We start from the raw sequence: 25725 nt of genomic DNA, 5'->3' as shown, positions 1-25725 counted from the left end.
GTGTAGCGCTGCCTCGAGTCGGCGCCCTCTTCTTTACTTGATGGGCGCCGTGATGCCGAGCCGGAACAGAGTTGCCTGGCTGGTATCGGTCAGCTCGCCAACCCCCACCACGCTCCACAGCTCCTCTTCCAGCTTCTTGGCCTTGTGAATGGCGAACTTGGCGATGTAGTCCAGCTCGTTGGCGATGAAGTTGGTATCGGGGCGACCGGTACGGGAGATGCCGACCAGCACCGAGTAGAACTCCCCCTGGCGCAGCGCCTGCTCGATGAAGCTGCGTTTCTCCGCCACGTTCTGGAAGCTGCTGGCGAGCCGGCTGGTGAAGATGGGCAGGCCGGTCGCCGTCTGCAGACTGGCGATATAGACCTCCTCCTCCTGGGGTTGATCCTCGCGCTCGATGGCCCGCAGCGGGTTCATGATGAGCTGCTTGAGCAACTCCCCCTGGAACAGCGGGTAGAGGTTGTCCTGATCGCCCTGCTCGGCACAGGCCTTGAGCAGGCGCGACAGGCTGCGCGGCTGCGGCGCATGACCGACCGAGGCCGGCTTGGGCGCACCCTTGAGCTTGTTGATGTAGACCGGGGTGCAGAAGACGTGGTGGGTATAGATGTTGCGCAGTGCCCGTGCCATGCCGCGATAACGGCGCTGCTCCTGGGCCGCTTTGAGCTTGTTCTGGTTGCTCTCGATCAGCAGCTTGAAGAACTGGCGGCCGGTGTGGCGCTCGGGATCCCCCTCGATGCACAGATGCAGCACGGTGCGGGTCAGGTTGATGCTGACCAGCCGGTAGGGGAGGCGTTGCAGATCCATGCTCTTGGAGAGTTCCTGCAGGCGCGGCAGGGCGATGGTGACTATGTCGTCCTTCGCTCCCTCGAACGGCTCTTCCAGCTCGATTTGCATGCCGTGGGCCGAGATGTCGCGGGTCCAGCCGAGCCAGGCCCGGCCATTGTGCTTGATGGCGACGGCGGTCTTGTGGATGTAGCGAGCCTCCTTGCGCAGCTGGACATAGTGCAGCGTCTCGATCTCGAAGGGGGCGGCACTGCTGTCGTGACCGAAGCGCTGCAGCTCGTTGGCGTTGTGCTGGCTGGAGGCGTCGAACTGGAACTCTTCCCGCTGGCTGTCGAGGCCGACTTGCTGCAGCAGGCCGACGTAGCTTATCTGCTTGAGCCGCTCCTGCAGCAGCATGTCCTGCAGCTGGGGACTCTCCTTGCCCTGCTGACTGGCCAGATCGGCCTCGTGCAGATCGCAGCGTTCCAGACTGAACTTGTAGACTCGCCAGCTGGGGCGACGGGCCCCGACCTGGAAGAAGAGCGACATCAGGCCGCTTTGCAGCAGCTCTTCCCGGGTGGCGGAGAAGAAGTAGAGGTGGCTGCGCACCGAGTGGGTAAAGCAGTAGATCAGGGTCTCTTTCAATTCTCCCTTCGCTGGCAACAGGGCTTGCATGCGGGTGGCCGAGAACAGGCTGGCGAGCATGTCGCGGTTCTTGGCGTCGCGCCAATACTCCAGGATGTGTTGGTTGTTCTCGGTACGCAGGGCGATCTCGAGGCTGGGACTGTCGCCCGAGCCGAAGAACAGCGGCATGCCGGTCATGCGCGGCAGGTAGAACTGCTCATACCCCTTGATGATGGCGGCGGAGAGCAGGTAGTCGACGCTGACCCGGTAGCGGCTCTTGTTGCTCTCGATGAAATCGTTCAGAAACTGGTCGAAGGCTGGGTGTTCGCCGGTCTTGATCAGCCTGAGCCAGTATTTCCCCTCCTTGCTCTCTTCCCCGAGGATCTGGTAGCTGACCGAATGGTGCAGGACCGGGTTTGGGTGATCCCGCTCCAGCCCAGTGAAGAACACCTCGACCTGAGCGCCGGTCTGGTAGTTGGGCAGATAGGGCACCGAAACCCGGATCCCGCCTAGAGAGAGATCGGAACTCTTGGCGAACAGCTTGTCGCCATCGGCGAACTTGATCACCACGGGGGAGCTGAAGTGCATCCGCTCCTGGCGCCGGCCATAGTAGCTGGCAAAGGAGATGGGATTGACATCGTACTGGCGAAACGGGCTGACGGGGGGCTGGAGTTGGCCGTCGTTCTTGCCATGCTGGTATTTTTGCCAGTATTGCAGCGCTTCGTAGACCCCCAGGGTGTAGTCATCCTTGTAGAGGTAGCACTGGGACTGGAACAGGCCGATGGCCTCGGCCGGCATGAAATGGGTGATCCCTTCGAACTCGTGCACCAGGCACTCATCGCCCAGCTCGTCGCGCATGTCGATGACCCGGCGGCAGGGGGTGCATTTGCGTTTGAGCTCCATCTTGATCAGAAAACGGCTGTTGCTGTTCTCGTCCTGGGTCAGGCGATTGAAGATGTCATCGAAATCCTTTTCTCTGAGCAGAGGAATAAGTTGTTCAATCAGGTGCTGTTGTTGTTCTGATTCCATGTGTTCCTGCCACGGAAAGTCACTTTTCCGATTCTGGGTTTGATCTGTCGGTCGCAAACAAGTATATCAAGCAGGAATTCATCCTGTCCCCGAGTTATCCATGGCCAAAAACAAAACTGCCTATGTTTGTACCGAATGTGGCGCCGACTTCACACGCTGGCAGGGCCAGTGCAGTGAGTGCAAGGAGTGGAACACCATCAGCGAGGTGCGCCTCGGCTCGGTGACCCCGGGCAAGAGTGCCCGCTATAGCGGCTATGCCGGCGCCGTCGGCAGCCAGGTCCAGACGCTGGCGGAGATCGCCACCACCGAAATCCCCCGTTTCTCTTCCGGCTTCAAGGAGCTGGATCGGGTGCTTGGCGGCGGCGTGGTGCCGGGGTCGGCCATCCTGATCGGTGGCAACCCGGGGGCGGGCAAGTCGACCTTGTTGCTGCAGACCATGTGTGGCCTGGCCGAACGGATGAAGACTCTGTACGTCACCGGTGAGGAGTCGTTGCAGCAGGTGGCGATGCGGGCCTCGCGCCTCGGCCTGCCCACCGACAAGCTGCGCATGCTGTCGGAGACCTCGGTCGAGCAGATCTGCCTGATTGCCCAGCAGGAGCAGCCACAGATCATGGTCATCGACTCCATCCAGGTGATGCATGTGGCGGATGTGCAGTCTGCGCCGGGGTCCGTCTCCCAAGTGCGGGAAGCGGCCGCCCTGCTGACCCGCTATGCCAAGCAGAATCACGTCGCCATTTTCATGGTGGGCCACGTGACCAAGGATGGCACCCTGGCCGGTCCCAAGGTGCTGGAGCACTGCATCGACTGTTCCGTGCTGCTCGACGGCAGCCACGACTCCCGCTTTCGCACCCTGCGCTCCCACAAGAACCGCTTCGGGGCGGTCAACGAGCTGGGGGTCTTCGCCATGACCGGGCAGGGGATGCGGGAAGTGAGCAACCCTTCCGCCATCTTCCTCAGTCGCGGTGAGGAACAGGCGCCCGGCTCCATCGTGATGGTGATCTGGGAGGGCACGCGTCCGCTGCTGGTGGAGTTGCAGGCGCTGGTGGACTACTCCCAGCTCTCCAATCCACGCCGGGTAGCGGTGGGGATGGATCACAACCGGCTCGCCATGCTGCTGGCAGTGCTGCATCGCCACGGCGGGTTGCAGATGGCGGATCAGGATGTCTTCATCAACGTGGTCGGCGGGGTCAAGGTAGAAGAGACCAGTGCGGATCTGGCCTTGTTGCTGGCCATGGTCTCCAGTTTTCGCGATCACTCCCTGCCCAAGGATCTGGTGGTGTTCGGCGAGGTGGGGTTGTCCGGCGAGATCCGGCCCGTACCCTCCGGCCAGGAGCGGCTACAGGAGGCGGCCAAGCATGGCTTCCGCCGGGCCATAGTGCCGTACGCCAATGCCCCCAAGCATCCCATCGAGGGCATGGAAGTGGTGCCGGTCAAGAAGCTGGCAGATGCCCTGGAGGCGCTGTAAGCAGAACAGGGTTCGCGAGCGGGCAATAAAAAAGGAGCGCAACGGGCGCACCTTTTTATTGGGTGATGGGGGCAGTGGCTCAGGGGTGGGGGTGTTCGAGATGCTCGCTCAGCAGCTGTTCCAGCTCCCGGTGCAGCAACTCTTCATCGCCGACGTTGAGCTCGATCATCCGTTTGAGATGGGTGGCGCTGTCGATATCGATATGGTGGCAGTAGAACCCCAGCTTCTTGCTGGCTTCATGGGTCAGCATGACCTGCATCTTGATCTCGATGTCACTGCCGCTCAGCACGAAGCTGAGTGAGTACTCTTTGTCGTCATTGCTTTCCCAGTCATCGGGCCGGATCAGCAGGGCGCCTTGCAGGGAAATATCGACCAGCTGGGTCCGCCATTTTTTATCGCCCTGGACGAGATCGGCCATGGCCAAGTAAAGGATCCGTGAAAAACGGCGACGCTCGGACATTCTCATCTCCTGTCAGCAATAGGTACGGGTGCTATAGGTCATGACATAGAGTGTAATGCACCTTGCACATCAGGATCTTGAACTGGCTCCGAAATTGGATATCAAACCTGCTGGGCGCTGAGTGACTCTACTACCTGCAGTGCCTTGATCAGCCGATCTTCCTGCTTGAAACGATCTTCCAGCACGGGGCCAAGCTGGTTCAAGTCTTCATCCAGCAGCAGCATCTGGGCCTCGTCCGCGTTGCTGTACTTGTCGTTGAACTCCAGCGCGAACTCGGTGCAGGCGCGGATATGGGGGTAGATGCGCTTGGCCAGCTCCAGCTTGTCGCCGCTGGCCTGTTCGAAAGCGGTCACCACATGGTGGTAGATCTCGAAGTGGCCGGCACTGACGTAGTCGACCAGCTGTTCGCAGAAACTTTGCAGTTCCACATGGCCCGGGAGCGAGCGCTGCTTGCTGTTGCGGGTGGGTTTCAAGCCGGCGAGGCGCATGTACTCGACCAGCAGTGCCTGTCTGGCGTCCAGCCAGTCATCGATAGCTCTGTGCTTTCCTGCCAATGCGCGTTTGGTTTGTTCCAGTTCAGTTAACATACTCCCTCCGTGGGGCATAGGCATGGAGTGCTATCGTGACAGGCCTCCGGCCTTTTTATGGACTGACGACACCTTCCTATAACTAGGGAAAATCCGGTTGACCGTCAATAGGGGCATGGGGATATTGTTACACCGGGTGGTGTTTTGGTTACAAGGCGCCATCATTTGCTCTCCTCTTCCCGTCAATTACGATCACGAAGGGGCGAGATATGTGACTATTTCCGCAGATCTTGATGAAAACCCCAGCATTCAAGCCAATCCGGCTGATAAAGCCTTTGCCTGAGTGTTTTTTTTTGAATAGAGTGGCCCGGTGCTAAATGCCCGATCATAAAGGAAATGTTATGAACAAAGCTCAACTTGTCGATGCAATTGCAGCCAAAGCAGATCTGAGCAAAGCTCAGGCCAAAGTTGCTCTGGAAGAGATCATCAATGGTATTACCCAGAGCCTGAAAGAAGGTGATGCTGTGCAGTTGGTGGGTTTTGGTACCTTCAAGGTGAACCATCGCGCTGGCCGTACCGGTCGCAATCCGCAAACTGGTAAAGAGATCCAGATTGCAGCCGCGAATGTGCCGTCCTTTGTGGCAGGCAAGGCGCTCAAAGACGCCGTCAAGTAATCCCCCAAAACCCGGCGCCAGCCGGGTTTTTTATTGCCATCGTCAGCGGAAATTGTTTCAGATACACTCAAGATATGGCGTGCGCTGTAGTGAGGTGGATGATGGAACAGAAAAATGCCATTCGGCAGGTTGCCGTACCTTGGGCTCCGTCCCGCCAACTCCCCCCGGGCCTGGTCGTGGCCGAACTTCATCAGGATATCTGGAGCGATTCCCTCACCATCATGCTGGGGAGGGCTCGCAGCATCGATCTGCCGCCGCAGATCCTGTGCCGGGTCTATTTCCGGCATATCTTCGCGGTGCGGGTCATGGAGGATTGCGATCTGGCCGAGGGCAAGGATAGTCATGCCATCGAGGAGCAGATCCAGCTCATCACCCCGTCCCGGTTTGCCAGCTGGTTCCATCAGGAGTCGGATGGCCTGCATCTGGATGAGGATCTGCAGCACTATCGCATCTCGACCTGGGATTACTGCGCCGATGTGCTGACTTCCAGGGCGCCTGAGCTGCAGTTCGTGGACAAAGGCGATTAGCGAGGCTGAAGAGACAATAAAAAAACCGGCAACACTGGGTGTTGCCGGTTTTTTTATTGGTCGATACGGGGTGAGTTCAGCCGAGCAGTTGATCCCGATGCAATCCCAGCACGATGAGCAAGCCGATGAAGTAGAAGGCGCTGAGCTTGACGCCCAGGATGGCGAGCAGACCGGCGCAGAGCCGGACGATGGCCTTGTGCAGCCAGGAACCAGTGAAGCGGTACATGGTTACTCCGCCGCTTCGGTGACGGCGAATTCCGGCACCTTGGCCATGGCATCCAGCACTACCTGGATATCTGCTCCCGGCTTGCAGGCATTTTCGCTCAGGTGACGGCGCCAGGCACGGGCACCCTGCATGTTCTGGAACAGCCCCAGCATGTGGCGGGTCATGTGGGAGAGATAGTTGCCCTTGGCCAGCTCCTGTTCGATATAGGGCAGCATCATCCGCACCACCTCGTGGCGACTCGGCACGGCGTTGTTCTGGCCGAATACTAGATTGTCCACCTGCGCCAGAATGTAGGGGTTCTGATAGGCCTCGCGCCCCATCATGACGCCATCCAGGCGCTGCAGGTGCTCGAGGGTCTGTTCAAGGGAAGTGACGCCGCCGTTGATGGCGATGGTGAGATCCGGGTAATCCTGTTTGACCCGGTAGACGCGGGGATAGTCTAGCGGCGGGATCTCGCGGTTCTCCTTGGGGCTCAGACCGCTCAGCCAGGCCTTGCGGGCATGGACGATGAAGGTATCGCAACCGGCGTCGCGCACCTGTTCGATGAAGGCCTGCAGAAATTCGTAGGAGTCCTGATCGTCGATGCCGATGCGGGTCTTCACCGTTACCGGAATGTCGACCAGATCGCGCATCGCCTTGACGCAGTCGGCCACCAGTGCGGGTTCACCCATCAGGCAGGCGCCGAAGCGGCCGTTCTGTACCCGATCGGAGGGGCAGCCAACGTTGATGTTCACCTCGTCATAGCCACGCTCCTCGGCCAGCTTGGCGCAGCGTGCGAGATCGGCCGGATTGCTGCCACCCAGTTGCAGGGAGATGGGATGTTCCTGCTCGCTGTACCCCAGGTAATCACCCTTGCCGTGAATGATGGCGCCGGTGGTCACCATCTCGGTATAGAGCAAGGTCTGGCGAGTCATCAGACGATGGAAATAACGGCAATGCCGATCGGTCCAGTCCAGCATGGGGGCGATGGAAAAACGCTGCGCCTGCATAAAAATCATCCGGGTTGGCTAAACAAAGGGGGCGGATTTTACCACAACGTGAGGCAGCCCCAGAAAATGAATTTTGTCACCGCGCCAAAGGGGGCCCTGTGATAGTATCCGGCTAATAAAAAGGGTAATTGCGTGATCATGAACCAAGACCAACTTTTACAACGAGCCGAACGACTCTGCGAACAACGCGGGATCCGCTTCACCCCTACCCGACGTCAGGTGTTCAGGCTGCTGGCTGCCCATGGTAATGCCATCAGCGCCTATGATTTGTTGGCCCAGTTGCAACAGACAGAGGCCCACGCCAAGCCGCCGACCGTTTATCGGGCGCTCGATTTTCTGCTCGAACAGGGTTTTGCCCACAAGGTGGAGTCGCTCAACGCCTTCATATTCTGCTGTCATTTCGACCATGCCCACCCGATGCAGTTGCTCATCTGTGACCAGTGCGGCGAGGTGGTTGAGCTGCATGATCCGGCGATCGATGGCGCGTTTTCCGAGCAAGCCAAGTTGCATGGCTTTACTATTACCAATAAGACGATTGAGGCACATGGCCAATGTGCTCGCTGTACGCCCACTGTAGGAAGTCAACATGAAGGCTGATTTTGTAAACCCGTTCCTGCTCTCCCTGCTCAATGTGCTCTCCACCATGGCACAGCTTGAGCTCAAGCCGGGCAAACCCAAGCGCAAGATGGACGAGCTGGCGCGCGGTGATGTCTCCGGCCTCATCGGCATGGTCGGCCCGCAGACCCGGGGATCCCTCTCCATCAGTTTCGAGAAAGGGCTGGCACTGGAGATCATGCGCCGCATGCTGGGCGAGGCGCCGGCCACCATCAATGAAGAGGTGACCGACATGGTGGGCGAGATCACCAATATGGTGACCGGCGGTGCCAAGCGCATGCTGGGGGAGAAGGGGTATGAATTCGACATGGCGACTCCCATCATCGTCTCCGGTCTCAACCACACCATCACCCATCGTGCCGACGGCACCAAGATCATGATGCCGTTTGAATCAGATTACGGTCGGGCAACCATCGAAATCTGCTTCGAGTAACCCTATGTGGAAAGCCCTGAAATGGTTCTTCATCGGCTGGGCCCTGCTGCTTATCCTCTCTGACATCGAGATCACCACCTCGCTCTACAAGTATGAAGACAACCGGGTGCTCGTGAATTTTCCGCGTTGGCAGGCAGCACAGCCCTGGGGAACCTTTGAGTGGCATGCCGGGCGAGTGGAGACCCACTGGTACGGACTGGCCGGCAAACCCAAACCGGATCCGCTGCTGTAACGGCAAGACCCCGCCCAACGAAAGAGGCCAGCTGATGCTGGCCTCTTTCGTTATTGACTGTGGCTTAAGCGGCTTCTGTCGCCAGCGTCTCGCGGGGGCGCTGCAGCATGCCGAGGCCGCAGGTCAGCAAGGTCGGCAGCAACCAGGCCAGCCCCTTGTCGAACAGCGGCAGGAAGGCGAACGCATCCATCTGCATGCCGGCAGCGCCCAGCCCGTCCAGGCAGCCGAACAGAAAAGCCACCAGCAGCATGGCGCGAAACGCCAGCCGTGGTCGACCGAAACGGCCCTGTGCAAAAGTGACCAGCACCAGTGCGATGGCGACCGGATAGATGGCGACCAGGATCGGAATGGAGAGGCTGATGAGCTGGCTCAGCCCGACGTTGGCCACCAGGATGGAGACGCATCCCATCAGCAGTACCCACTTGCGGTATGTCCAGCCGGCCAGACCGTGGAAGTAGTCGGCGCTGGCGCAGAGCAGGCCGACCGCGCTGGTGAAGCAGGCCAGGGTAATGATGGCGGCCAGGATTAACTGACCGGAGTGGCCAAACAGGCTCAGCACGTAGGCGTTGACGATGGCGCCGCCATTGTCGACGCTGGTCACCACGCCTGCTGCGCTGTTGCCGAGGTAGAACAGGGAGATGTAGACCGCCGAGAGACCAACCGCCGAGATGAGCCCTGCGATGGTCAGGTACTTGAACTGGCTCGGGTAGTCTTCGATCCCCCTGCGTTGCAGCAGGCCGATGATGAGGGCGCCAAACATCAGGGAGCCGAGGGTATCCATGGTGTTGTACCCCTCCAGCATGCCCTTGATGAGCGGCGTATCCGTATAGTCACCACTGGCCTCTGGCTGGGTGCCTTGCGGGTCAACCAGAACCCCGATCGCCAGGATCAGCAGCATCACCATCAAGACAGGGGTCATGTATTTGCCCACCGCATCCAGCAGCCTGCCTCGGTTCAGCGATACCAGGATCACCAGTGTGAAGAAGAGCAGGCTGTAGAGCAGCAGACCGTGCTGGCCGGCGTCACCCAGCCAGGGCTTGAGCCCCATTTCATAAGCCACCAGGCCGGTACGGGGGGTGGCGAAGGCCGGCCCCATGATGATGTAGATGGCAATGGCCAGCGCCGTGGCTGCCCAGGTCGGCAGATGTCGGGTCATCGCCGTCCAGCCACTGCTGCCCTGTCCGGCGCTGCCTCTGGCAACGGCGACCAGGGTCAGCAGGGGCAGGCCCACCGCCGTCAGCAGAAAACCGACCATGGCGGCCAGCAGATGCTCACCGGCCATGAAGCCGGCCAGCGGTGGAAAAATGATGTTGCCTGCCCCCAGATAGAACGCAAACGTCATAAAACCCAGTCCGAATATGTCGGACAACTTCAGTGATTTCGTCAAACCTGACCTCATCTGCCTTATCAGCTTGTTCTTGTTGATTGCACCCACTGCCTGGCAGATAACCGGATAACAATGCTTCCCTCTCCTGTGCCATCGGAAGATCGTCACAGGAGTACCATCTTGAGCATAAAGAAGAGATATTTGATCTCAATCACACATTAATATCTTGAAACAATTTAGTTGGCCAGAATAAATCACCGATAGAACTGCAGTTGGCGGAAGCGAGAGGGCGGAGCGGGAAAGGGGAGGTCAGCATGGCATAGCCGGCAGGAAACCATGCCGGGCGAGATGGCACACAAACAAAAGAGCCTGCACAAGGCAGGCTCTTTGACATGGGTGGGAGCGAAATCAGGCGGCTTCGGCAGCCAGTTTCTCGCCGGAGCGTACCAGCATCCCGAGGCCACAGGCCAGCAGGGTCGGCAGCAACCAGGCCAGGCCCTTGTCGAACAGCGGCAGGAAGGCGAAGGCATCCATCTTCATGCCGGCGGCACCCAGGCCGTCCAGGCAGCCAAACAGGAAGGCAACCATCAACACGCCACGGAACACCAGGCGCGGGCGACCGAAGTAACCCTTCAGGAAGGTGACCAGTACCAGCGCAACCGCAACCGGGTAGATGGCGACCAGCACCGGGATGGAGAGGCTGATGAGCTGGCTCAGACCCACGTTGGCCACTACGGCGCAGATGACGCCCAGCAAGACCACCAGCTTCTTGTAGCTCATGCCGGTGAGGTTGTGGAAGAAGTCCGAGCAGGCGGAGATCAGACCCACGGCGGTGGTGAAGCAGGCCAGGGTGATGATGGCGGCCAGGATGAACTGACCCGGCTGGCCAAACAGGCTAAGTACGTAGGCGTTGACGATGGCGCCGCCGTTGCTGACGTCGGTGGCGACGCCGGCAGCCGTATTGCCCAGCTGGAACAGGGAGACATAGACCACGGAGAGGCCGATGGCGGAGATGATGCCGGCGATGGCTAGGTACTTGAACTGGCTACGGTAGTCCTGGATGCCTTTCTGGCGCAGCAGGTCGACGATCAGGGCGCCGAACATCAGGGACGCCAGGGTGTCCATGGTGTTGTAGCCTTCTAGGATCCCTTTCACGAAGGGGCCGTTCTGATAGTCACCGGAAGAGACGGGCATGGAGCCTTGCGGCGCCACGAATACACCGATGGCCAGAGTCAGCAGCAACAGCATCAGCAGCGGAGTCAGGTATTTGCCGATGGCGTCCATCAGCTTGCCCTGATTCAGAGAGACCAGGATGGCCACCCCGAAGAACAGCACTGTGTAGGCAAACAGGCCGGCTTGGCCCATGTCGCCGATGAAGGGCTTGAGGCCCATCTCGTAGGCCACCAGACCGGTGCGGGGGGCGGCGAAGGCCGGGCCAATGATGATGTAGATGGCGACGGCCAGTGCGGTGGCCACGCCGGCCGGCAGCAGCTTGGTCATGCCGGCCCAGCCGTTGCCGGCCTTGGCGACGGCAATGATGGTGATGAGGGGCAGACCCACGGCGGTCACCAGGAAGCCCAGCATGGCCAGAGAGAGGTGCTCACCCGCCATGTAGCCGGCCAGCGGCGGGAAGATGATGTTACCGGCGCCCAGATAGAACGCGAAGGTCATGAAGCCCAGTCCGAGCACGTCGGACAATGTGAGTGATTTCGTCAAGTTCAACCTCGTCTGTCTTGTAAACTATTGCTTGTTATAGTTTTTTATTGGTCGGTGACCGGCGTTGTTCAGGGGTAAAAAAAATGAGCCCCGCTTGTTTTTTCATCGCAACCAGTGGTTTGAGCTGGTCTGGAGCGGGCGCTCGTTTAGGAGTCAGCATAATGGCGTGAAAAAATAGTTCAAGACGAAATTTACATCTTCAAATAGAAGGGCCTGGTCAGTTGGATATATCTGTCGGAATAGGTTCCCTCAGCAGAATGGATCACAATTTCACCCCTATCACACCTGTTTAATCCTCTGCCAAGTAGCAATAAAACACGATTTGCCTCTTTTCCCGCCCTGGTGATAACAGCTGTATAACAAACGGCATGCAGATCATAATCCGCCGAAATGAATAAAATTTCATCGGCCATGACCGTCGGCACGACCAGTGCGACCTGGCCATCGGGAGCCAGCAAGCGGTCGCAGGCGGCCAGCAGAGCATGGCTGTCGAGGGCGCCGGTATGGCGGGCCATCGCCCTGGCCGGATCGCGAAATGACTGGCCCGCCACGAAGTAGGGGGGGTTGGCGACGATGAGATCGTAAGGGTCGGCCTGATACCCCTGAATGGCACTCTCTATGATGGTGACCCGCCGCGGCCAGGGAGAGGCGGCCGCGTTCTCGCGGGCCTGCTGCGCCGCATGCTTATCCAGCTCCACCGCATCGATGCGGCAGTCGGCGTGGCTGCGTTGGGCCAGCATCAGGGCGATGAGGCCGCTGCCGGTGCCAATGTCGAGGATCCGGCGAGCCTTGCCGAGCGGTGCCCAGGCGCCCAGCAGAATGCCGTCGGTGCCCACCTTCATGGCGCAGCGATCGTGCTCGACGTGAAACTGTTTGAAGGTAAAACCGCTGTTTCGTGCCATCCGACTCCCGTCCTGTACCCGCCTCGCAGAAAATGGTCGGCGATTATAGCGGCTAAGGCACAGTCACCATAGGAGCCGACGACATAATCGCCTATAATCTGCCGTTTCCTTAATGACCGAGTATTGCCATGAGCCAGTCCTTTGATGATTTCGACCTGAATCCAGCCCTCAACCGGGCCTTGGCCGAGATGGGTTTCACCCGCCCCACCACCATCCAGCAGATGGTGCTGGAGCCAGCCCTGGACGGCCGCGATATTCTGGCATCCGCCCCGACCGGCACCGGCAAGACCGCCGCCTTCCTGTTGCCGGCGCTCCAGCATCTGCTGGACTTCCCGCGCCGCAAGCCGGGCCCCTGCCGCATGCTGGTGCTGACCCCGACCCGCGAGCTGGCGCTGCAGGTGACCGCTCACGCCAAGGCGCTGGCTGCCCACACCAATCTCAGCATCGAGACCATCATTGGCGGCGTCAGCCACGAAGAGCAGCTGCCGGCCCTGACCAAGACCACCGACATCGTGGTGGCCACCCCGGGTCGTCTGCTCGAGTACATCGAGAAAGAGGAGTTCGAGAGCCACGACATCGAGGTGCTGGTGCTGGATGAAGCGGATCGCATGCTGGACATGGGCTTCATCAAGGACGTGAACCGCATCGTGGAAGAGGCGCGCTATCGCAAGCACACCATGCTCTTCTCTGCCACCCTGGAAGGGGCAGGCCTCGAGAAGTTCGCCAGCGAGATCCTCAAGGAGCCGGTGGAGCTGCACGCCGAGCCGCCGCGCAGCGAGCGTCGCCCCATCACCCAGTGGGTTCACCTGGCCGACGACGCTGCCCACAAGCTGGCCCTGCTGGTGCACATCCTGAAGAACCCGGAAACCCAGAAAGCCATCATCTTCGTCAAGACCCGCGAGCGGCTGGCGGAGCTCTCCGGCCAGCTGCAGGCGGCGGGCGTGCCCTGCGCCTGGATCCGTGGCGAGATGGAGCAGGCCAAGCGCATCGAGTCGATCCGCAAGTTCCATGAAGGGGAGGTGCCCTTCCTTATCGCCACCGACGTGGCCGCCCGCGGCATCGACCTGCCCAATGTCAGCCATGTCATCAACTACGACATGCCTTACGGCGCCGATGTTTACGTTCACCGTATCGGCCGTACCGGCCGCGCCGGCAACCGCGGTTGCGCCATCAGCCTGGTGGAGGCCCACGACATGGCCATGGTGGCCAAGATCGAACGCTACACCGAAGAGCGCCTCAAGCGCCGGGTGATCGACGAGCTGCGTCCCAAGCACAAGGAGGCGCGAGTGCCGGTGAAGAAGAAAAAGCCGAAGGACGACAAGAAGAAGTCTGCCAAGAAGAAAAAGAAGTAAGCCTGCCCGCCACAACGGCCATCCCCGGATGGCCGTTGTGCTTTTTGGCGTTTGATAGGCCGGATGTCGGGCAGAAAAAAGCCGACGCATAAACGTCGGCCAATAAAAAGTGCTTACAACAGAGGATTCACCTATTCAGACTGGAGGATCCTGAAATTGGTTCCCTCGGGTCGTAATTAATTTTCAGCGCGTTTGAACATCAGGGTGTTGGCGTCGGACTCTTCCGGTACGAAGTAGTAGCCGTCGGCGTTGAACCCGGTCAGCTGCTCTACCTTGGTGAGTCTGTGCTTGATGATGTGGCGGGCCATCATGCCGCGCGCCTTCTTGGCGTAGAAGCTGATGATCTTGAACTGTCCGTTCTTCTCGTCCTTGAACACCGGCGTGATGATGCGCCCCTGCAGGGCCTTGGGGCGTACCGACTTGAAGTACTCGTCGGAGGCGAGATTGATCAGCACTTCGTCCCCCTGGGCGGCCAGCGCCTTGTTCAGGTGTTCGGTGATGATGTCGCCCCAGAACTGGTAGAGATCCTTGCCGCGCGCGTTGTCGAGGCGAATGCCCATCTCCAGCCGGTAGGGCATCATCAGATCGAGCGGACGCAGCACCCCGTAGAGACCGGAGAGCATGCGCAGGTGGGCCTGGGCGAAGTCGAGATCTGCCTCGCTGAAATCCTCCACCGCCAGACCCGTGTAGACATCCCCCTTGAAGGCCAGCAGTGCCTGACGGGCGTTGGCCGGGGTGAAATCAGGCTGCCAGTCGGCAAAACGGGCGGCGTTGAGGCCGGCCAGCTTGTCGCTGATCTTCATCAGGCTGGCGATCTGGTCTGGGCTCAACTGGCGGGCGCGGCCGATCAGCTCGGCGGAGTGGTCCAGCAGCTCGGGTTGGGTGAAACGGGAAGTCACCAGCGGCGACTCGTAGTCCAGCGTCTTGGCCGGGGAAACCACAATCAGCATAACGATCCTTTATAGCGGTGACGCACGCCCCTCATTCATCCAGGGTAACGTTGTCGAGTGTGCCTGAACCCAGCTGTTCTCGGCCCGACAGCTTGATCAGCAGTCGCAGGTCGTTGGCCGAGTCGGCATGGGCAAGGGCCTCACTGTAGCCAATTTGGCCGGCACAGAACAGGGCGAACAGCGCCTGATCGAAGGTCTGCATGCCGAGTTCGGTGGACTTGGTCATCACCTCCTTGAGCCGATGCATCTCCCCCTTGCGGATGATGTCGGTGATGAGCGGGGTGTTGAGCAACACCTCGAAGGCGGCAAAACGACGCCGTCCATCCGGGCTGGGCAGCAGTTGCTGGGCCACGATGGCGCGCAGATTGAAGGAGAGATCAAACAGGAACTGACGGTGTTTCTCCTGCGGCACCAGGTGCAGGATGCGGTCCAGCGCCTGGTTGGCATTGTTGGCGTGCAGGGTGGCGAGACAGAGGTGACCGGTCTCGGCAAATTGCAGGGCAAACTCCATGGTCTCCTGGCTGCGGATTTCGCCGATCAGGATCACGTCCGGCGCCTGACGCAGTGAGCTCTTCAGCGCCACGTCGAACGACTCCGTGTCTATGCCCACCTCGCGCTGGGTGATCAGGCTGCGGCCGTGCTGATGCACGAACTCCACCGGATCTTCCACCGTCAGGATGTGGCCGTCCACATGCTGGTTGCGATAGCCGATCATGGCCGCCTGGGTGGTGGATTTGCCGGCGCCGGTGGCACCGACGAACAGTACCAGCCCGCGCTTGGCGAGGGCGATCTCCTGCAATATGGGGGGCAGTGCCAGCTCGTCGAAGGTGGGGATGCGGGTCTCGATACGGCGCAGTACCATGCCGGGCAGCTCCTGCTGCCAGAAGGCGCTGACCCGAAAACGGCCAAGCTCCTCGCGGTGGATGGCGTAGTTGGCCTCCTTGGTGCGCAGGTAGCGTTCGAAGTGCTCCGGGCTCAGGGTCTCCTTCACCAGTGCCAGTGCCCTTGCCTTGTCGAGTGGCGCTTCTGCCAGTGACTGCAGGTGGCCGTTGACCTTGAGGGTCGGCGGCGTGCCGACCGTGATGAACAGATCCGAGCCTTTGCGGGCGACCAGCTCGGTCAGCAGGGCATCCAGATTCATAACGACTCCTTCCCTAGATTCGTCGTGGTTAGATGGTGTTGGGATCGACCGCCTTGGCCTTGGCATCCAGCGCCGCCACCATGCCGCGGCTCACCAGCTGCTTGAGGCTCTGATCCATGGTCTGCATGCCGTGGGTCATCCCGGTCTGGATCACCGAGTAGAGCTGGGCGATCTTGTCCTCCCGGATGAGGTTTCGCACGGCAGGAATACCCATCATGATCTCGTGAGCCGCTACCCGGCCGCCGCCGATGCGCTTGAGCAGGGTCTGGGAGATGACCGCCCGCAACGATTCGGAGAGCATGGAGCGCACCATGTCTTTTTCCGCACCGGGGAAGACGTCGATGATCCGGTCGATGGTCTTAGCCGCCGACGAGGTGTGCAGGGTGCCGAACACCAGGTGACCGGTCTCGGCCGCGGTCATGGCCAGACGAATGGTTTCCAGATCGCGCATCTCGCCCACCAGTATGATGTCCGGGTCTTCCCGCAGCGCCGAGCGCAGGGCGTTGCTGAAGCTCTTGGTGTCGCGGTGCACTTCCCGCTGGTTTACCAGGCAGCGTTTGTTTTCGTGCACGAATTCGATGGGATCCTCGATGGTGAGGATGTGGTGATGGAAGTTCTCGTTGATGTAGTTGACCATGGCCGCCAAGGTAGTGGACTTGCCCGAACCGGTCGGACCGGTCACCAGCACCAGGCCGCGGGGGTATTCGGCAATCTTGCGAAAGATCTCCGGGGCATCAAGATCTTCCAGGCTCAGTACTGTGCTGGGGATGGTCCGAAATACCGCGCCGGAGCCGCGCGCCTGCTGGAAGGCGTTGACCCGGAAGCGGGCCAGGTTCGGCACCTCGAATGAGAAGTCCACCTCGAAGTTCTCTTCCAGTTCCTTGCGCTGGTGGTCGTTCATGATGTCATAGATGAGGGCGTGTACTTCCCGGTGCTCCAGGGCGGGCAAATTGATCTTGCGAACCTCGCCATCAACCCTGATCATCGGGGGAACCCCGGCCGAGAGGTGTAGATCCGAGGCTTTATGTTTTACACTGAAAGCCAATAACTCTGTGATATCCATAGATTTGTCATTCTCCCATCACAAGATCACGAACGAAACATGAGCCAGATTGCCGAGCACCTGCTTCAGGTAAAGGAACGTATTGTACAAGCCGCCAGCCGGGCTGGCCGACGCGGCGATCACATCCAGCTGCTGGCGGTCAGCAAGACCAAACCGCTGGAGGCCGTTTGCGAGGCCTATGCCGCCGGTCAACGCCGCTTCGGCGAATCCTACGCCCAGGAAGCGGCCACCAAGATAGATACCCTGCGTGAGCAAGGGAGCTGTACAGACATAGAGTGGCACTTTATCGGTCCGCTGCAATCGAACAAGTCCAAGCTGGTGGCCGAGCGGTTCGACTGGGTACAGAGCGTGGACAGAGAGAAGCTGATCGAACGCCTCAACAACCAGCGCCCGACTGGGCTCGCGCCGCTAAATGTCTGTCTGCAAATCAATATTAGCGGAGAGAGCAGCAAATCCGGAACGTCGGAACAAGAGATTTTCCGTCTGGCCGAACTGATCTCCCGCTGCGAGCGGCTGCGGCTGCGCGGTCTGATGGCCATTCCGGAGCATACCAGCGACGAGGCGGTACTGGCCGCCCAGATGGTGCGCATGCAGACTCTGTTCACCGAGCTTGCGCGACAATACCCGGGCGTGGACACCCTCTCGATGGGGATGACCGAGGATCTCGAACTGGCTATCGGCCACGGCAGCACCATGGTGCGGGTCGGTACCGCCATCTTCGGTGCCCGCGACTATTCATGAGCAGGAGCCCGTGATGCGGTGCATTCGAGCTCTGCTTTCTTCAGATCACAGGAGTGTTTGATGCAGTACAGAACCCTCGCCTTTATCGGGGCTGGCAACATGAGCCGCAGCATCATTGCCGGCCTGGTTCAGGCGGGCTACCCGGCCGACCGGATCATTGCCGCCAACCCCAGTCGGCCCAAGCTGGATGCGCTGGCTGGCGACTACGGCATTCGCGTCACCCAGGACAACGCCGAGGCGGCCCGGGCGGCCGAAGTCATCGTGCTGGCGGTCAAGCCGCAGCTGATGGCGGCCATGCTGAGCGCGCTGGTGACGGCGCTGGGCACGCTGGAGGGCAAGCTGCTCGTCTCCATCGCCGCCGGCATCAAGGTGGCACGGCTGGCGGAGATGGCGGGCGGCCACGGCCGGATCATCCGCACCATGCCGAACACCCCCTCTCTGCTGGGGCTGGGCATGACCGGGTTGTACGCCCCACCCGGCATCGAGCAGGCCGATCGTGAGCTGGCCGAGCAGATGATGCAGGCGGTGGGCAAAACCCTCTGGGTGGAGCAGGAGTCCGGCATCAACGGCGTCATCGCCGCGGCCGGCAGTGCGCCTGCCTACTTCTTCCTGTTCATGCAGGCCATCGCCGAGGAGGCCGAGGCCATGGGCTTCTCCCCCGAGCAGGCTCGTCTGCTGGTTCAGCAGACCGCCCTTGGCGCGGCTGCCATGGTCGAGCAGAATCCCGAGCTGTCGCTGCAGACCCTGCGCGAGCAGGTGACCAGCAAGGGCGGCACCACCGCCGAGGCGATCAAGACTTTCCAGCAGCAGGGGCTGATGCCGCTGACTGCGCAAGCCATGCAGGCGGCCGTTGCCCGGGCCGGCGAAATGGAAACCCTGTTCTGAACCCGATTTTCGTTACTCTCAGTTGCAACCTGGAGCCCAGATGAACACTGCTTACTTTCTGATTAATACGATTTTTGACCTCTATCTCATGGTGGTGCTGTTGCGCGTCTGGCTGCAGTGGGCCCGTGCCGACTTCTACAACCCCATGAGCCAGATGGTGGTCAAGCTGACCAATCCGCTGGTGGTGCCGCTGCGCCGGGTCATTCCCGGGCTGGGCGGGCTGGATCTGGCCTCGGTGCTGCTGGCGCTGCTGATCGCCTTCGCCAAGCTGGCGCTGCTCAAGAGCATGAACGTGCTGCTGGCTGACTGGCTCACCCTCAGCCTGTTTGCCGCCCTCACCGTGCTGAAGAAGGCCGGCTCCATGATTTTCTGGATCCTGCTGATCCGCGCCATCTTGAGCTGGGTCAGCCAGGGTCGCAACCCCATCGAGTACGTGATGCACCAGCTGACCGAGCCCTTCCTGGCCCCCATCCGTCGCATTCTGCCGGCGTTGGGCGGGCTGGATCTCTCCGTGCTGGTCGCCTTTATCGGGCTGCAGGCCATAAACTATCTGTTGGGGGATCTGTTCGGCCAGCTGTGGTGGATGATTTGATGGCAGCCGTCCTGCGGGAAGGGGATGAGCTGGTATTGCATCTGATGATCCAGCCCAAGGCGAGTCGGGATCAGATCGTCGGATTGCACGGAGAAGAGTTGAAAGTAGCCATCACGGCGCCGCCGGTGGATGGTCAGGCCAACAGCCACTTGATCAAGTATCTGGCCAAGCAGTTCAAGGTGGCCAAGGGGCAGGTTCGCATCGTGCGGGGGGAGCTGGGACGGCACAAGACGGTCGCCATCGAGGCGCCCAGGCAGATCCCCGCCGAGGTCAGTGCCCTGCTGGACAATCAGGGTTAACACGAGAAGGATGACACCATGAAAACAGCCTGGATAAGCTGCCTGCTGGCACTGTTGCTGACCTTGCCTCTGCGGGCCGAGCAGATGAAGGAGCTGGGCCCCTGGCAGGTGCACTACAGCGCCTTCAACTCCAGCTTCCTCACCCCCGAGGTGGCCAAGGCCTATGGCCTGGAGCGCAGTCGCTACAACGGCATCGTCAACATCGCGGTGCAGAACAAGCAGGGAGTGGCCCAGGCGGTGGGGATCACCGGCGAGGCCAAGAACCTCACCGGCACCATCCGCAACCTGACCTTCCAGGAGGTCAAGGAGGGCAACGCCATCTACTATCTGGCGGTGCTGCCCTATCGCAACGAGGATACCTACCAGTTCACCCTGAAGATCATGGGGGAGGGGCAGCAGCAGACGCTGACCTTCCAGCAGACCTTCTACGTCGACTGATGCCGGCAGCCGCCATGCCCTGAAAAAAAGCCCCGAACGCAGGTTCGGGGCTTTTTTATGACGTTATGACGGCGAGTCGGTCGGCGGGGTAAAGTCGTGGATCTCCCCCAGTCGCGGGGTGAAGCGAGGATCCTGATCCCGGTTGTGTTCCACCCACTCCATGGCCTGGCAGAAGCTCTCCCGCTTCGAGAACTCGCTGCGCACCTGGTCGATGGCCCGCTCCGCGCTGCGCCGTTCCATCTTGCTGGCCTTGCGGTCGCTGAACTGTTGCTGCTGGGTCAGCATCCATTCGGTGAAGGCCTGGCGGCACTGTGTTTCGCTGGCCGCCTGGGCGGGCAGGGTCAGCAGCAGAGAGATCATCAATATAAAACGCATAAAAAACCGGTGATTGAGGGGGTGGTTGCCTGAAAGGGCGGCATTTTATGCCGAAAACTTGAGCATGAACAGGGGGCGATGGCAGAAGATTGGGGCCGGCATGGCCGGCCCCGGGCAGGATCAGTGCTTGACCAGGTAGAGCTGGCGGCTGTAGGCCACGTCTTCCGGATTGTTGATGGGGTAGCCCTTGAGCCAGGGCTTTATCAGCCGGGCGTTGGTGTACTGATAGATAGGGGCGATCGGCGCCTCCTCCTGCAGTACGGCCTCGGCCTCATCGAACAAGCGGGCCCGTTCACGGGGATCCTGACTGTTGGCCGCCTTGGCCAGCAGGGCATCGTAGCCGGCGTTGGCGAAGCGGGCCATGTTGCCGCTGTGGTGGGAGCCCCACAGGCCGAGGAAGGCTGATGGATCGTTGTAATCGGCCACCCAGGAGGAGCGGATCACCTCGAACTGGCCGCTCTGACGGCTGTCGAGATAGCTCTTCCACTCCTGATTGGTGAGTTCGACCCGGGCTCCCAGCTTCTGTTTCCACAGGTTGGCGATGGCCAGCGCCATCTTCTTGTGCACCTCGGCCGTGTTGTAGAGCAGGGTCAGCTTGAGCGGGTTGGCCGGGCCGTAGCCCGCCTCCTTGAGCAGGGCTCTGGCCTTGTCGTCGAGGACTTGTTGACTGCTGCTGGAGAGCAGGTTGGCCTTGGGCTCGAAGCCGGCGACCACGTCCGGGGTGAAGTGATAGGCCGGTTTCTCACCCGTACCCAGGATCTTGTTGGCGATGAGGCCTCGATCGATGGTGTAGGAGAGCGCCTTGCGCACCCGCACATCGTTGAGGGGGGCGCGCTGGGTGTTGAAGGCGTAGTAGTAGGTGCCGAGCTGATCCGGGGTATAGACCTCGCCCGGGATCTGCTGCATCAGCTTGTGATACTGCTCCTTGGGGAAGGACTCGGTGATGTGCAGGTCGCCGGCCAGGTAGCGGTTGGTGGCCGCACTCTCCTGGTTGATGGGCACGAAGGTGACCCTGGTCAGCACGGTATGGGCGCGATCCCAGTAGTAGGGGTTGGGGGTCAGCTCCAGCTTCTCGTTCACCACCCGGTGACTGAGCACGAAGGCACCGTTGCCGACCAGCTTGCCGGGCTGGGTCCACTGGTTGCCGTATTGCTCCATGCTGGCACGATGCAGCGGCGACAGACTGGGGTGGGTCAGCAGGCTCAGGAAGTAGGGCACCGGCTGGGAGAGGGTCACCTGCAGGGTATGCTGGTCGAGGGCCTTCACGCCGAGTTCCTCGGGGGCCAGCTTGCCGGCCACTATGTCGTCCACCTTGTCGAAGCGGGCCAGCTGGGCGAACCAGGCAAAGGTGGCGGCCTCTTTGGGATCGACCAGTTTGCGCCAGCCGTAGACGAAGTCGGCGGCCTGCACGGGATCGCCGTTCGACCAGCGTGCGTCCGGGCGCAGATGGAAGGTGAAACGCTGATTGCCCTGGTTGTCCCAGCTGGCGGCCACCCCGGGCAGCACCTTGCCGTCCGGCCCCTGGGTCAGCAGCCCCTCGTAGAGATCCCGCAGTACCTGCAGCTCGGGCAGGCCGACCAGCTTGAGCGGACTCAGGCTCGCCGGTTCGTCTTTCAGATGACGCACGACGGCCTGCTCGGCGGCGAGCTGGGTGCCGGGCGGAACATCGGCAGCCTGGACACAGGCACTGCCCAGCAGGGCCAGCAGGAGACTCCATCCTTTCATGGTTAATCCTTCAAATAGTGTGAAGCGGGGAGAAAACTCGACGATAAGTGGTCGCCGACAGACGGGAAATCATGATATCCCGTTTGCTGGTCAGACCGCCAGTATGAGTCCCTTGGATGAGGAGACTCCCCGGCACCTTATTTGACCCGCCATTCGGGCAGAGGAGTGAGCAATGAGAACATGGATCCTGTTGGCCCTGGCCATCAGTCAGGGGGCCTGGGCGCTGGCGCCGTGCGAGCGGCAGAGCCAGGTCGGCAGCTGGTGCGAGGCAAACATCGCCGCGCTGCACCCCACCCAGGGGGGCGTGGGCCAGATCCAGGTCGACAACACCCAGGCCGAGCTGACGGGCAAGAGCGCAAAACAGCTCGACAAGGTGATGAAAAAGAAAGAGATCCCCATCGTCATCGCACCCGATGGCGGCTACTGGCTGGTGGACAGACACCATCTGACCAAGGCGCTGTGGCAACTCGGGGTGAAGCAGGTTCGGGTCAAGGTGATCGCCAGGCTGCAGGACAAGGCCAGCTTCTGGAGCCAGATGCAGGGCAACCATTGGGCCTGGCTCAAGGACGAGCAGGGGCGGCCTCTCACGCCGGAACAGTTGCCGAGCCGCATCGACCTGCTACCCGACTACCCCTATCGCACCCTGGCCGGGTTGCTGCAGGATGCAGGCTATTTCGACAAGCAGGAGCAGGTCTACTTTGTCGAGTTCGCCTGGGCCAGCTGGCTTGGCCGGCAGATGGACTGGCTGCCGATCGACAGTGCCAACCTGGCGGATCGCCTCTATCAGGCCAAGCGGCTGGCGTGCAGCAACAAGGCGGCCGATCTGCCCGGCTACCCCGGCAAGCAGTGCCGGGTCAATCCGCCCGACAGCGGCAACTGAGCGACAGGATGAAAGCGGGGGGCCATGGCCCCCCGCTGCATCATGATCGGGTCTCGCCCCAGCGGGCGGCAGCCTGTTCCAGCAGGGCTACCTCGCCTTGCTGGATCAGTGGCAGCAGGGCCTGCACCTGTTCATCTGGCCACTCCCACCAGGCCAGCGCCTGCAGACGGGCAATCTCGTCCTCCTTAAAGCGCATCCTGATCACTCGGGCCGGGGTTCCGGCCACCATGGCATAGGGCGGCACATCCTGACTGACCAGGGCACGCGCCGCTATGATGGCGCCGTCGCCGATGGTGACCCCCGGCATGATCATGGCGTCCATGCCGAGCCAGACATCGTTGCCGATGCGGGTGTCGCCGGCCGGGCGGTAGCTGCGCCGGAGCGCCTCCACATCTGAAAATGGATAGGTGCTGATGAAGGCGGTGTTGTGGGTCTGGTTGCCCCCCATGATGATCTTCACCCCGGCGGCTATTTGCACATAGTCGCCGATGTGAAGCTGATCGATGTGCCAGAGCGGCTCCCAGCCAGTTTCCGGGCTGCGGCTGAAACGGTCGCCGTGCAGATAGCGCACGGCATGCTCTTCAAAGGAGCCGTCCCAGGCGCCGGAGTAGTAGCTGTGCCGTCCCTTGAGATGGATGTTGGGGTTGCTCACCGTCAGATGCAGGTATTCGACCTGCGACCAGTGTTGGCAGGGTTTCATGGCTGTTTCCTCGTTCAAATGGATAGGGGTGGATGACGCGAGGAACGCAGCTAATAGATCCAGACCAGCAGGCGGGGCACGCACAGGGTCGAGCAGCCCAGCGCCTGGGGTAAACGGGGTCGCAGCATGGGAAGAGGGATCCTGAAAGATGAGCGCCCATGGTAAGCCATGCCGGGGCGGGAGCCAAGCCGTGCACCGCCAGCTGGTCAAAACCTGCACAAAATATCGGGTTGATATTCATTCTCAACTGGGCATGATAAAAGTCCCACCCATCAACCTGGGAGATCGGGCATGACCCATCAAATCTGGCAGCGTTACATGCTGGAGGCTGAAAATGCGCTGGGCGCCGGCGCGCTCGGGACCGCCATCTGCCTCTATCAACAGGCCCTCGCCGAGGTGTATGAACTGAGTGACGGCGATCTGGATGAACTGGCCAGCATGCGGGTGGCGACCTGCCACCGGCTGGCCGATTTCTGGCGCGCCATGGAGGAGCCGGCCTACGAGCTGCGCTACCTCAAGCTGGCCTCGGAGCTGGTCACTGCGCTGGTGCCCCAGTGTCCGAACCGGGAGTGTGAATCCCTCATCAGTGAACTGGGCTGCTGCCGGGCGGCGCTGCTCTCTTTCCTCAAGCGCCACCCCAATCCAGATATCGCCCGTCTGATCCAGTTGCAGGATCAGGTGCAGGGCTGCGAGCTGATCGGCCGTTTTCGCCTCAACTGAGGATCATTTACGGCCCTTGAGGCGCTGGGCGATCCGCGTCTGCGCCTCTTCCCCCTGCAGGGCGAGGGAGAAGGCGCGCGCCTCCAGATCGATGACGAAGTGCACCGCCTGCCTGAGCTCCTGCTTGAGCAGCGCCTTGCTCTTTTGCAGCGCCCCGGGCGCCTTGGCTGCCAGCTTCAGACCCTGCTCCCTGGCAAAGGGGAGCAGGGCTTCGGCCGTCAGCACCCGGTTGGCAAGGCCGAGCCGCAGCGCCTCGTCGGCATCGATGGCTTCGGCCAGCAGCAACAGCTCCGCTGCCTTCAGGTGACCCACGCTGCGTGGCAGAAGCAGGCTGGAGGCAAACTCCGGCACCAGCCCCAGCTCGACGAAGGGCAGTTGCAGACGGGCATTGTCGGCCAGATAGACCAGATCGCAGTGCAGCAGCAGGGTAGTGCCGATGCCGACCGCGGCGCCGCCGACCGCGGCGATCACCGGTTTGGGGAAGTCGGCCAGGGTATGCAGAAATTGCAGGATGGGGTCGTCGGGATCCAGCCCCGTCTTGCCCATGAAGTCTGCCAGATCATTGCCGGCGGTGAAGCAGTCGGGCTGCCCCTGAATGAGCAGGGCATGGATGGCGTCATCCGCCGTCGCTTGCCGCAATGCCTCGGTGAGCGCACGATACATGGCGGTATTGAGGGCGTTGCGCTTGTCGGGGCGATTGAGGGTCAAGGTGAGCAAGCCATCCTGCTGCTCGGCAATGATAATGGGGTCCATGTCTAAATCCTTGTTATTGCTGGCTGTCAAAGGCTTACCGCTGCGGTAAGCTTTGTTGCGTTTAACAACATCATAAAAGGATTTCAACCATGTTTAAACGTGCGTTCTATTCCCTGCTGGCCCTGGGACTGGCCGCTCCCGCCCTGGCCAAGGTCGAGGCCGTCGACGGTTATGTGCGTCTGCTGCCGCCGGGCTCGCCCAACACCGCCGCCTTCCTGGTGCTGAAGAATGATGCCGATCAGCCGGTCAAGCTGGTGGCCGCCGCCTCGCCCGAGGTGGGCCGCGCCGAGTTGCACACCCATCTGCACGAGAACGGCGTGATGAGGATGCGCCAGGTCGAGAGCATAGAGGTGCCGGCCAAGGGGGAAGTGGCGCTCAAGCCCGGCAGCTTCCACATCATGCTGTTCGAGGTGCGCGAGCTCTCCCTGGGCACCCCTTTCCCGCTGACGCTGACCATGGATGATGGCCAGCAGCTGGAGCTGAGCCTGCCGGTGAAGCCGGTTGAACCCATGGCGGGCATGCAGCACTGACATTAATGGACGCTTGTTCAGCTTTTTACACTGTGTATTCCCGTCGCTCTGGGTAAAATGATGGCCTTTCCAGTCC

The 25725-nt window shown here is 60.9% G+C and carries 31 protein-coding genes; 16 read left to right on the top strand and 15 right to left on the bottom strand.

The features are described 5' to 3' along the window. Window positions 1-33 precede the first annotated feature (33 nt). Window positions 34-2412 (bottom strand): PilZ domain-containing protein, encoded by a 2379-nt coding sequence (locus I6L33_RS00955; RefSeq protein ID WP_010636145.1) that lies wholly within the window; start codon window positions 2410-2412, stop codon window positions 34-36. A 100-nt stretch (window positions 2413-2512) separates the two neighbouring features. Between I6L33_RS00955 and radA the strand changes: the two genes are divergently transcribed. Continuing rightward, window positions 2513-3877: a DNA repair protein RadA gene (gene radA / locus I6L33_RS00950; protein WP_216973410.1), complete on the top strand. Its 1365-nt coding sequence runs from the start codon at window positions 2513-2515 to the stop codon at window positions 3875-3877. Window positions 3878-3956: 79 nt separating this feature from the next. Here radA and I6L33_RS00945 read toward each other — a convergent pair whose 3' ends face one another. Beyond that, a complete protein-coding gene (locus I6L33_RS00945; RefSeq protein WP_216973409.1) occupies window positions 3957-4337 on the bottom strand; it encodes a PilZ domain-containing protein in 381 nt (126 codons plus the stop codon). A 101-nt stretch (window positions 4338-4438) separates the two neighbouring features. Beyond that, entirely contained in the window at window positions 4439-4924 is a 486-nt protein-coding gene (locus I6L33_RS00940) for an Rsd/AlgQ family anti-sigma factor (protein WP_005305066.1), read from the bottom strand. Between the two features lie 97 nt (window positions 4925-5021). On the opposite strand from I6L33_RS00940, the gene I6L33_RS00935 reads away from it, so the two are divergent. The 3 genes from I6L33_RS00935 to I6L33_RS00925 all read left to right on the top strand — a co-directional run bounded on the left by I6L33_RS00935 (window position 5022) and on the right by I6L33_RS00925 (window position 6065). Beyond that, on the top strand, window positions 5022-5207 hold the full coding sequence (locus I6L33_RS00935; RefSeq protein ID WP_128830359.1) for a hypothetical protein: 186 nt from the start codon (window positions 5022-5024) through the stop codon (window positions 5205-5207). Window positions 5208-5265: 58 nt separating this feature from the next. Further along, window positions 5266-5538, top strand: a complete 273-nt coding sequence (gene hupA / locus I6L33_RS00930) for a nucleoid-associated protein HU-alpha (RefSeq protein WP_005305063.1) — start codon at window positions 5266-5268, stop codon at window positions 5536-5538. A gap of 101 nt (window positions 5539-5639) precedes the next feature. Next, on the top strand, window positions 5640-6065 hold the full coding sequence (locus tag I6L33_RS00925; RefSeq protein WP_010636148.1) for a hypothetical protein: 426 nt from the start codon (window positions 5640-5642) through the stop codon (window positions 6063-6065). Window positions 6066-6141: 76 nt separating this feature from the next. Here I6L33_RS00925 and I6L33_RS00920 read toward each other — a convergent pair whose 3' ends face one another. Then, complete coding sequence (locus tag I6L33_RS00920) at window positions 6142-6291, bottom strand: hypothetical protein (RefSeq protein WP_005305049.1); 150 nt, start codon at window positions 6289-6291, stop codon at window positions 6142-6144. A 2-nt stretch (window positions 6292-6293) separates the two neighbouring features. After that, window positions 6294-7280: a tRNA dihydrouridine(20/20a) synthase DusA gene (dusA, locus tag I6L33_RS00915; protein WP_216973408.1), complete on the bottom strand. Its 987-nt coding sequence runs from the start codon at window positions 7278-7280 to the stop codon at window positions 6294-6296. A gap of 138 nt (window positions 7281-7418) precedes the next feature. Here dusA and zur point away from each other — a divergent pair, with 138 nt between their 5' ends. The 3 genes from zur to I6L33_RS00900 are packed head-to-tail and all read left to right on the top strand — an operon-like array spanning window position 7419 to window position 8560. After that, complete coding sequence (zur, locus tag I6L33_RS00910) at window positions 7419-7877, top strand: zinc uptake transcriptional repressor Zur (protein WP_005305041.1); 459 nt, start codon at window positions 7419-7421, stop codon at window positions 7875-7877. After that, a complete protein-coding gene (locus I6L33_RS00905) occupies window positions 7867-8328 on the top strand; it encodes a chemotaxis protein CheX (protein ID WP_005305039.1) in 462 nt (153 codons plus the stop codon). The genes zur and I6L33_RS00905 overlap by 11 nt, the downstream gene beginning before the upstream one ends. Window positions 8329-8332: 4 nt before the next feature. Next, window positions 8333-8560 carry a hypothetical protein gene (locus I6L33_RS00900; protein ID WP_005305036.1) on the top strand — a complete coding sequence of 76 codons (228 nt, stop codon included), beginning with the start codon at window positions 8333-8335 and terminating at the stop codon, window positions 8558-8560. A gap of 64 nt (window positions 8561-8624) precedes the next feature. Here I6L33_RS00900 and brnQ (I6L33_RS00895) read toward each other — a convergent pair whose 3' ends face one another. The 3 genes from brnQ (I6L33_RS00895) to I6L33_RS00885 all read right to left on the bottom strand — a co-directional run bounded on the left by brnQ (I6L33_RS00895) (window position 8625) and on the right by I6L33_RS00885 (window position 12505). After that, window positions 8625-9902, bottom strand: coding sequence for a branched-chain amino acid transport system II carrier protein (gene brnQ, locus I6L33_RS00895; protein WP_254204954.1), 1278 nt, complete (start codon window positions 9900-9902; stop codon window positions 8625-8627). 393 nt (window positions 9903-10295) lie between these two features. Next, window positions 10296-11603 (bottom strand): branched-chain amino acid transport system II carrier protein, encoded by a 1308-nt coding sequence (brnQ, locus tag I6L33_RS00890; protein ID WP_005305030.1) that lies wholly within the window; start codon window positions 11601-11603, stop codon window positions 10296-10298. 191 nt (window positions 11604-11794) lie between these two features. Then, complete coding sequence (locus I6L33_RS00885) at window positions 11795-12505, bottom strand: tRNA1(Val) (adenine(37)-N6)-methyltransferase (RefSeq protein ID WP_117405566.1); 711 nt, start codon at window positions 12503-12505, stop codon at window positions 11795-11797. A 128-nt stretch (window positions 12506-12633) separates the two neighbouring features. Here I6L33_RS00885 and srmB point away from each other — a divergent pair, with 128 nt between their 5' ends. Beyond that, a complete protein-coding gene (srmB, locus tag I6L33_RS00880; protein ID WP_010636177.1) occupies window positions 12634-13857 on the top strand; it encodes an ATP-dependent RNA helicase SrmB in 1224 nt (407 codons plus the stop codon). A 176-nt stretch (window positions 13858-14033) separates the two neighbouring features. Here srmB and yaaA read toward each other — a convergent pair whose 3' ends face one another. From yaaA to tapT, 3 genes are read right to left on the bottom strand one after another with little or no spacing between them, the layout of a single operon-like run. Continuing rightward, a complete protein-coding gene (gene yaaA / locus I6L33_RS00875) occupies window positions 14034-14807 on the bottom strand; it encodes a peroxide stress protein YaaA (RefSeq protein ID WP_017783834.1) in 774 nt (257 codons plus the stop codon). Between the two features lie 31 nt (window positions 14808-14838). Beyond that, window positions 14839-15948: a type IVa pilus ATPase TapU gene (gene tapU / locus I6L33_RS00870; protein WP_019838905.1), complete on the bottom strand. Its 1110-nt coding sequence runs from the start codon at window positions 15946-15948 to the stop codon at window positions 14839-14841. A gap of 28 nt (window positions 15949-15976) precedes the next feature. Continuing rightward, window positions 15977-17011, bottom strand: a complete 1035-nt coding sequence (gene tapT / locus I6L33_RS00865; RefSeq protein WP_005305010.1) for a type IVa pilus ATPase TapT — start codon at window positions 17009-17011, stop codon at window positions 15977-15979. 39 nt (window positions 17012-17050) lie between these two features. Between tapT and I6L33_RS00860 the strand changes: the two genes are divergently transcribed. From I6L33_RS00860 to I6L33_RS00840, 5 genes are read left to right on the top strand one after another with little or no spacing between them, the layout of a single operon-like run. After that, window positions 17051-17752: a YggS family pyridoxal phosphate-dependent enzyme gene (locus I6L33_RS00860; protein ID WP_054543490.1), complete on the top strand. Its 702-nt coding sequence runs from the start codon at window positions 17051-17053 to the stop codon at window positions 17750-17752. Between the two features lie 60 nt (window positions 17753-17812). Continuing rightward, complete coding sequence (gene proC, locus I6L33_RS00855) at window positions 17813-18637, top strand: pyrroline-5-carboxylate reductase (protein WP_216973406.1); 825 nt, start codon at window positions 17813-17815, stop codon at window positions 18635-18637. Between the two features lie 40 nt (window positions 18638-18677). Next, window positions 18678-19229 (top strand): YggT family protein, encoded by a 552-nt coding sequence (locus I6L33_RS00850; protein WP_017780458.1) that lies wholly within the window; start codon window positions 18678-18680, stop codon window positions 19227-19229. After that, entirely contained in the window at window positions 19229-19528 is a 300-nt protein-coding gene (gene yggU, locus I6L33_RS00845; protein WP_005304998.1) for a DUF167 family protein YggU, read from the top strand. Before I6L33_RS00850 ends, yggU begins: the two co-directional genes overlap by 1 nt. Before the next feature lie 18 nt (window positions 19529-19546). Continuing rightward, entirely contained in the window at window positions 19547-19966 is a 420-nt protein-coding gene (locus tag I6L33_RS00840) for a DUF4426 domain-containing protein (RefSeq protein WP_005304995.1), read from the top strand. Between the two features lie 63 nt (window positions 19967-20029). Here the strand turns inward: I6L33_RS00840 and I6L33_RS00835 are convergent, their stop codons facing one another. Then, window positions 20030-20341, bottom strand: a complete 312-nt coding sequence (locus I6L33_RS00835; RefSeq protein ID WP_216973405.1) for a hypothetical protein — start codon at window positions 20339-20341, stop codon at window positions 20030-20032. Between the two features lie 120 nt (window positions 20342-20461). After that, window positions 20462-22066 (bottom strand): ABC transporter substrate-binding protein, encoded by a 1605-nt coding sequence (locus I6L33_RS00830; protein WP_216973404.1) that lies wholly within the window; start codon window positions 22064-22066, stop codon window positions 20462-20464. Window positions 22067-22238: 172 nt separating this feature from the next. On the opposite strand from I6L33_RS00830, the gene I6L33_RS00825 reads away from it, so the two are divergent. Further along, window positions 22239-22946, top strand: a complete 708-nt coding sequence (locus tag I6L33_RS00825; RefSeq protein WP_139430693.1) for a ParB-like protein — start codon at window positions 22239-22241, stop codon at window positions 22944-22946. A gap of 40 nt (window positions 22947-22986) precedes the next feature. On the opposite strand, the gene I6L33_RS00820 is transcribed toward I6L33_RS00825, so the two are convergent. After that, window positions 22987-23646, bottom strand: coding sequence for a CatB-related O-acetyltransferase (locus tag I6L33_RS00820; RefSeq protein ID WP_216973403.1), 660 nt, complete (start codon window positions 23644-23646; stop codon window positions 22987-22989). Between the two features lie 291 nt (window positions 23647-23937). Between I6L33_RS00820 and I6L33_RS00815 the strand changes: the two genes are divergently transcribed. Then, window positions 23938-24366, top strand: coding sequence for a DUF2753 family protein (locus I6L33_RS00815; RefSeq protein WP_005304979.1), 429 nt, complete (start codon window positions 23938-23940; stop codon window positions 24364-24366). Window positions 24367-24369: 3 nt separating this feature from the next. Here I6L33_RS00815 and I6L33_RS00810 read toward each other — a convergent pair whose 3' ends face one another. After that, on the bottom strand, window positions 24370-25119 hold the full coding sequence (locus I6L33_RS00810; protein WP_025201167.1) for an enoyl-CoA hydratase-related protein: 750 nt from the start codon (window positions 25117-25119) through the stop codon (window positions 24370-24372). Between the two features lie 89 nt (window positions 25120-25208). Between I6L33_RS00810 and I6L33_RS00805 the strand changes: the two genes are divergently transcribed. Then, the gene (locus I6L33_RS00805; protein ID WP_017783060.1) at window positions 25209-25649 is read left to right on the top strand and encodes a copper chaperone PCu(A)C; all 441 of its coding nucleotides are present in this window, start codon (window positions 25209-25211) and stop codon (window positions 25647-25649) included. The last annotated feature ends 76 nt before the right edge of the window (window positions 25650-25725 follow it).

Source organism: Aeromonas sp. FDAARGOS 1403 (genome assembly GCF_019047325.1).
Lineage (GTDB): Bacteria > Pseudomonadota > Gammaproteobacteria > Enterobacterales > Aeromonadaceae > Aeromonas > Aeromonas dhakensis.
Note: the sequence above shows the minus strand (reverse complement) of the source record. Positions and strands in the feature narration are given on the sequence as shown.

Excerpts from the sequence above, each read along its gene's own strand:
- zur (WP_005305041.1), top strand. The coding sequence starts at position 7,419 with ATGAACCAAGACCAACTTTTACAACGAGCCGAACGACTCTGCGAACAA.
- I6L33_RS00840 (WP_005304995.1), top strand. The coding sequence starts at position 19,547 with ATGAAAACAGCCTGGATAAGCTGCCTGCTGGCACTGTTGCTGACCTTG.
- tapU (WP_019838905.1), bottom strand. The coding sequence starts at position 15,948 with ATGAATCTGGATGCCCTGCTGACCGAGCTGGTCGCCCGCAAAGGCTCG.
- I6L33_RS00940 (WP_005305066.1), bottom strand. The coding sequence starts at position 4,924 with ATGTTAACTGAACTGGAACAAACCAAACGCGCATTGGCAGGAAAGCAC.
- I6L33_RS00900 (WP_005305036.1), top strand. The coding sequence starts at position 8,333 with ATGTGGAAAGCCCTGAAATGGTTCTTCATCGGCTGGGCCCTGCTGCTT.
- dusA (WP_216973408.1), bottom strand. The coding sequence starts at position 7,280 with ATGCAGGCGCAGCGTTTTTCCATCGCCCCCATGCTGGACTGGACCGAT.
- I6L33_RS00885 (WP_117405566.1), bottom strand. The coding sequence starts at position 12,505 with ATGGCACGAAACAGCGGTTTTACCTTCAAACAGTTTCACGTCGAGCAC.
- I6L33_RS00945 (WP_216973409.1), bottom strand. The coding sequence starts at position 4,337 with ATGTCCGAGCGTCGCCGTTTTTCACGGATCCTTTACTTGGCCATGGCC.
- tapT (WP_005305010.1), bottom strand. The coding sequence starts at position 17,011 with ATGGATATCACAGAGTTATTGGCTTTCAGTGTAAAACATAAAGCCTCG.
- proC (WP_216973406.1), top strand. The coding sequence starts at position 17,813 with ATGCAGTACAGAACCCTCGCCTTTATCGGGGCTGGCAACATGAGCCGC.
- brnQ (WP_254204954.1), bottom strand. The coding sequence starts at position 9,902 with ATGACGTTTGCGTTCTATCTGGGGGCAGGCAACATCATTTTTCCACCG.
- I6L33_RS00905 (WP_005305039.1), top strand. The coding sequence starts at position 7,867 with ATGAAGGCTGATTTTGTAAACCCGTTCCTGCTCTCCCTGCTCAATGTG.
- I6L33_RS00955 (WP_010636145.1), bottom strand. The coding sequence starts at position 2,412 with ATGGAATCAGAACAACAACAGCACCTGATTGAACAACTTATTCCTCTG.
- srmB (WP_010636177.1), top strand. The coding sequence starts at position 12,634 with ATGAGCCAGTCCTTTGATGATTTCGACCTGAATCCAGCCCTCAACCGG.
- radA (WP_216973410.1), top strand. The coding sequence starts at position 2,513 with ATGGCCAAAAACAAAACTGCCTATGTTTGTACCGAATGTGGCGCCGAC.
- I6L33_RS00835 (WP_216973405.1), bottom strand. The coding sequence starts at position 20,341 with ATGCGTTTTATATTGATGATCTCTCTGCTGCTGACCCTGCCCGCCCAG.
- yaaA (WP_017783834.1), bottom strand. The coding sequence starts at position 14,807 with ATGCTGATTGTGGTTTCCCCGGCCAAGACGCTGGACTACGAGTCGCCG.
- yggU (WP_005304998.1), top strand. The coding sequence starts at position 19,229 with ATGGCAGCCGTCCTGCGGGAAGGGGATGAGCTGGTATTGCATCTGATG.
- I6L33_RS00820 (WP_216973403.1), bottom strand. The coding sequence starts at position 23,646 with ATGAAACCCTGCCAACACTGGTCGCAGGTCGAATACCTGCATCTGACG.
- I6L33_RS00925 (WP_010636148.1), top strand. The coding sequence starts at position 5,640 with ATGGAACAGAAAAATGCCATTCGGCAGGTTGCCGTACCTTGGGCTCCG.
- I6L33_RS00850 (WP_017780458.1), top strand. The coding sequence starts at position 18,678 with ATGAACACTGCTTACTTTCTGATTAATACGATTTTTGACCTCTATCTC.
- hupA (WP_005305063.1), top strand. The coding sequence starts at position 5,266 with ATGAACAAAGCTCAACTTGTCGATGCAATTGCAGCCAAAGCAGATCTG.
- I6L33_RS00830 (WP_216973404.1), bottom strand. The coding sequence starts at position 22,066 with ATGAAAGGATGGAGTCTCCTGCTGGCCCTGCTGGGCAGTGCCTGTGTC.
- I6L33_RS00805 (WP_017783060.1), top strand. The coding sequence starts at position 25,209 with ATGTTTAAACGTGCGTTCTATTCCCTGCTGGCCCTGGGACTGGCCGCT.
- I6L33_RS00860 (WP_054543490.1), top strand. The coding sequence starts at position 17,051 with ATGAGCCAGATTGCCGAGCACCTGCTTCAGGTAAAGGAACGTATTGTA.
- I6L33_RS00825 (WP_139430693.1), top strand. The coding sequence starts at position 22,239 with ATGAGAACATGGATCCTGTTGGCCCTGGCCATCAGTCAGGGGGCCTGG.
- I6L33_RS00920 (WP_005305049.1), bottom strand. The coding sequence starts at position 6,291 with ATGTACCGCTTCACTGGTTCCTGGCTGCACAAGGCCATCGTCCGGCTC.
- I6L33_RS00810 (WP_025201167.1), bottom strand. The coding sequence starts at position 25,119 with ATGGACCCCATTATCATTGCCGAGCAGCAGGATGGCTTGCTCACCTTG.
- I6L33_RS00815 (WP_005304979.1), top strand. The coding sequence starts at position 23,938 with ATGACCCATCAAATCTGGCAGCGTTACATGCTGGAGGCTGAAAATGCG.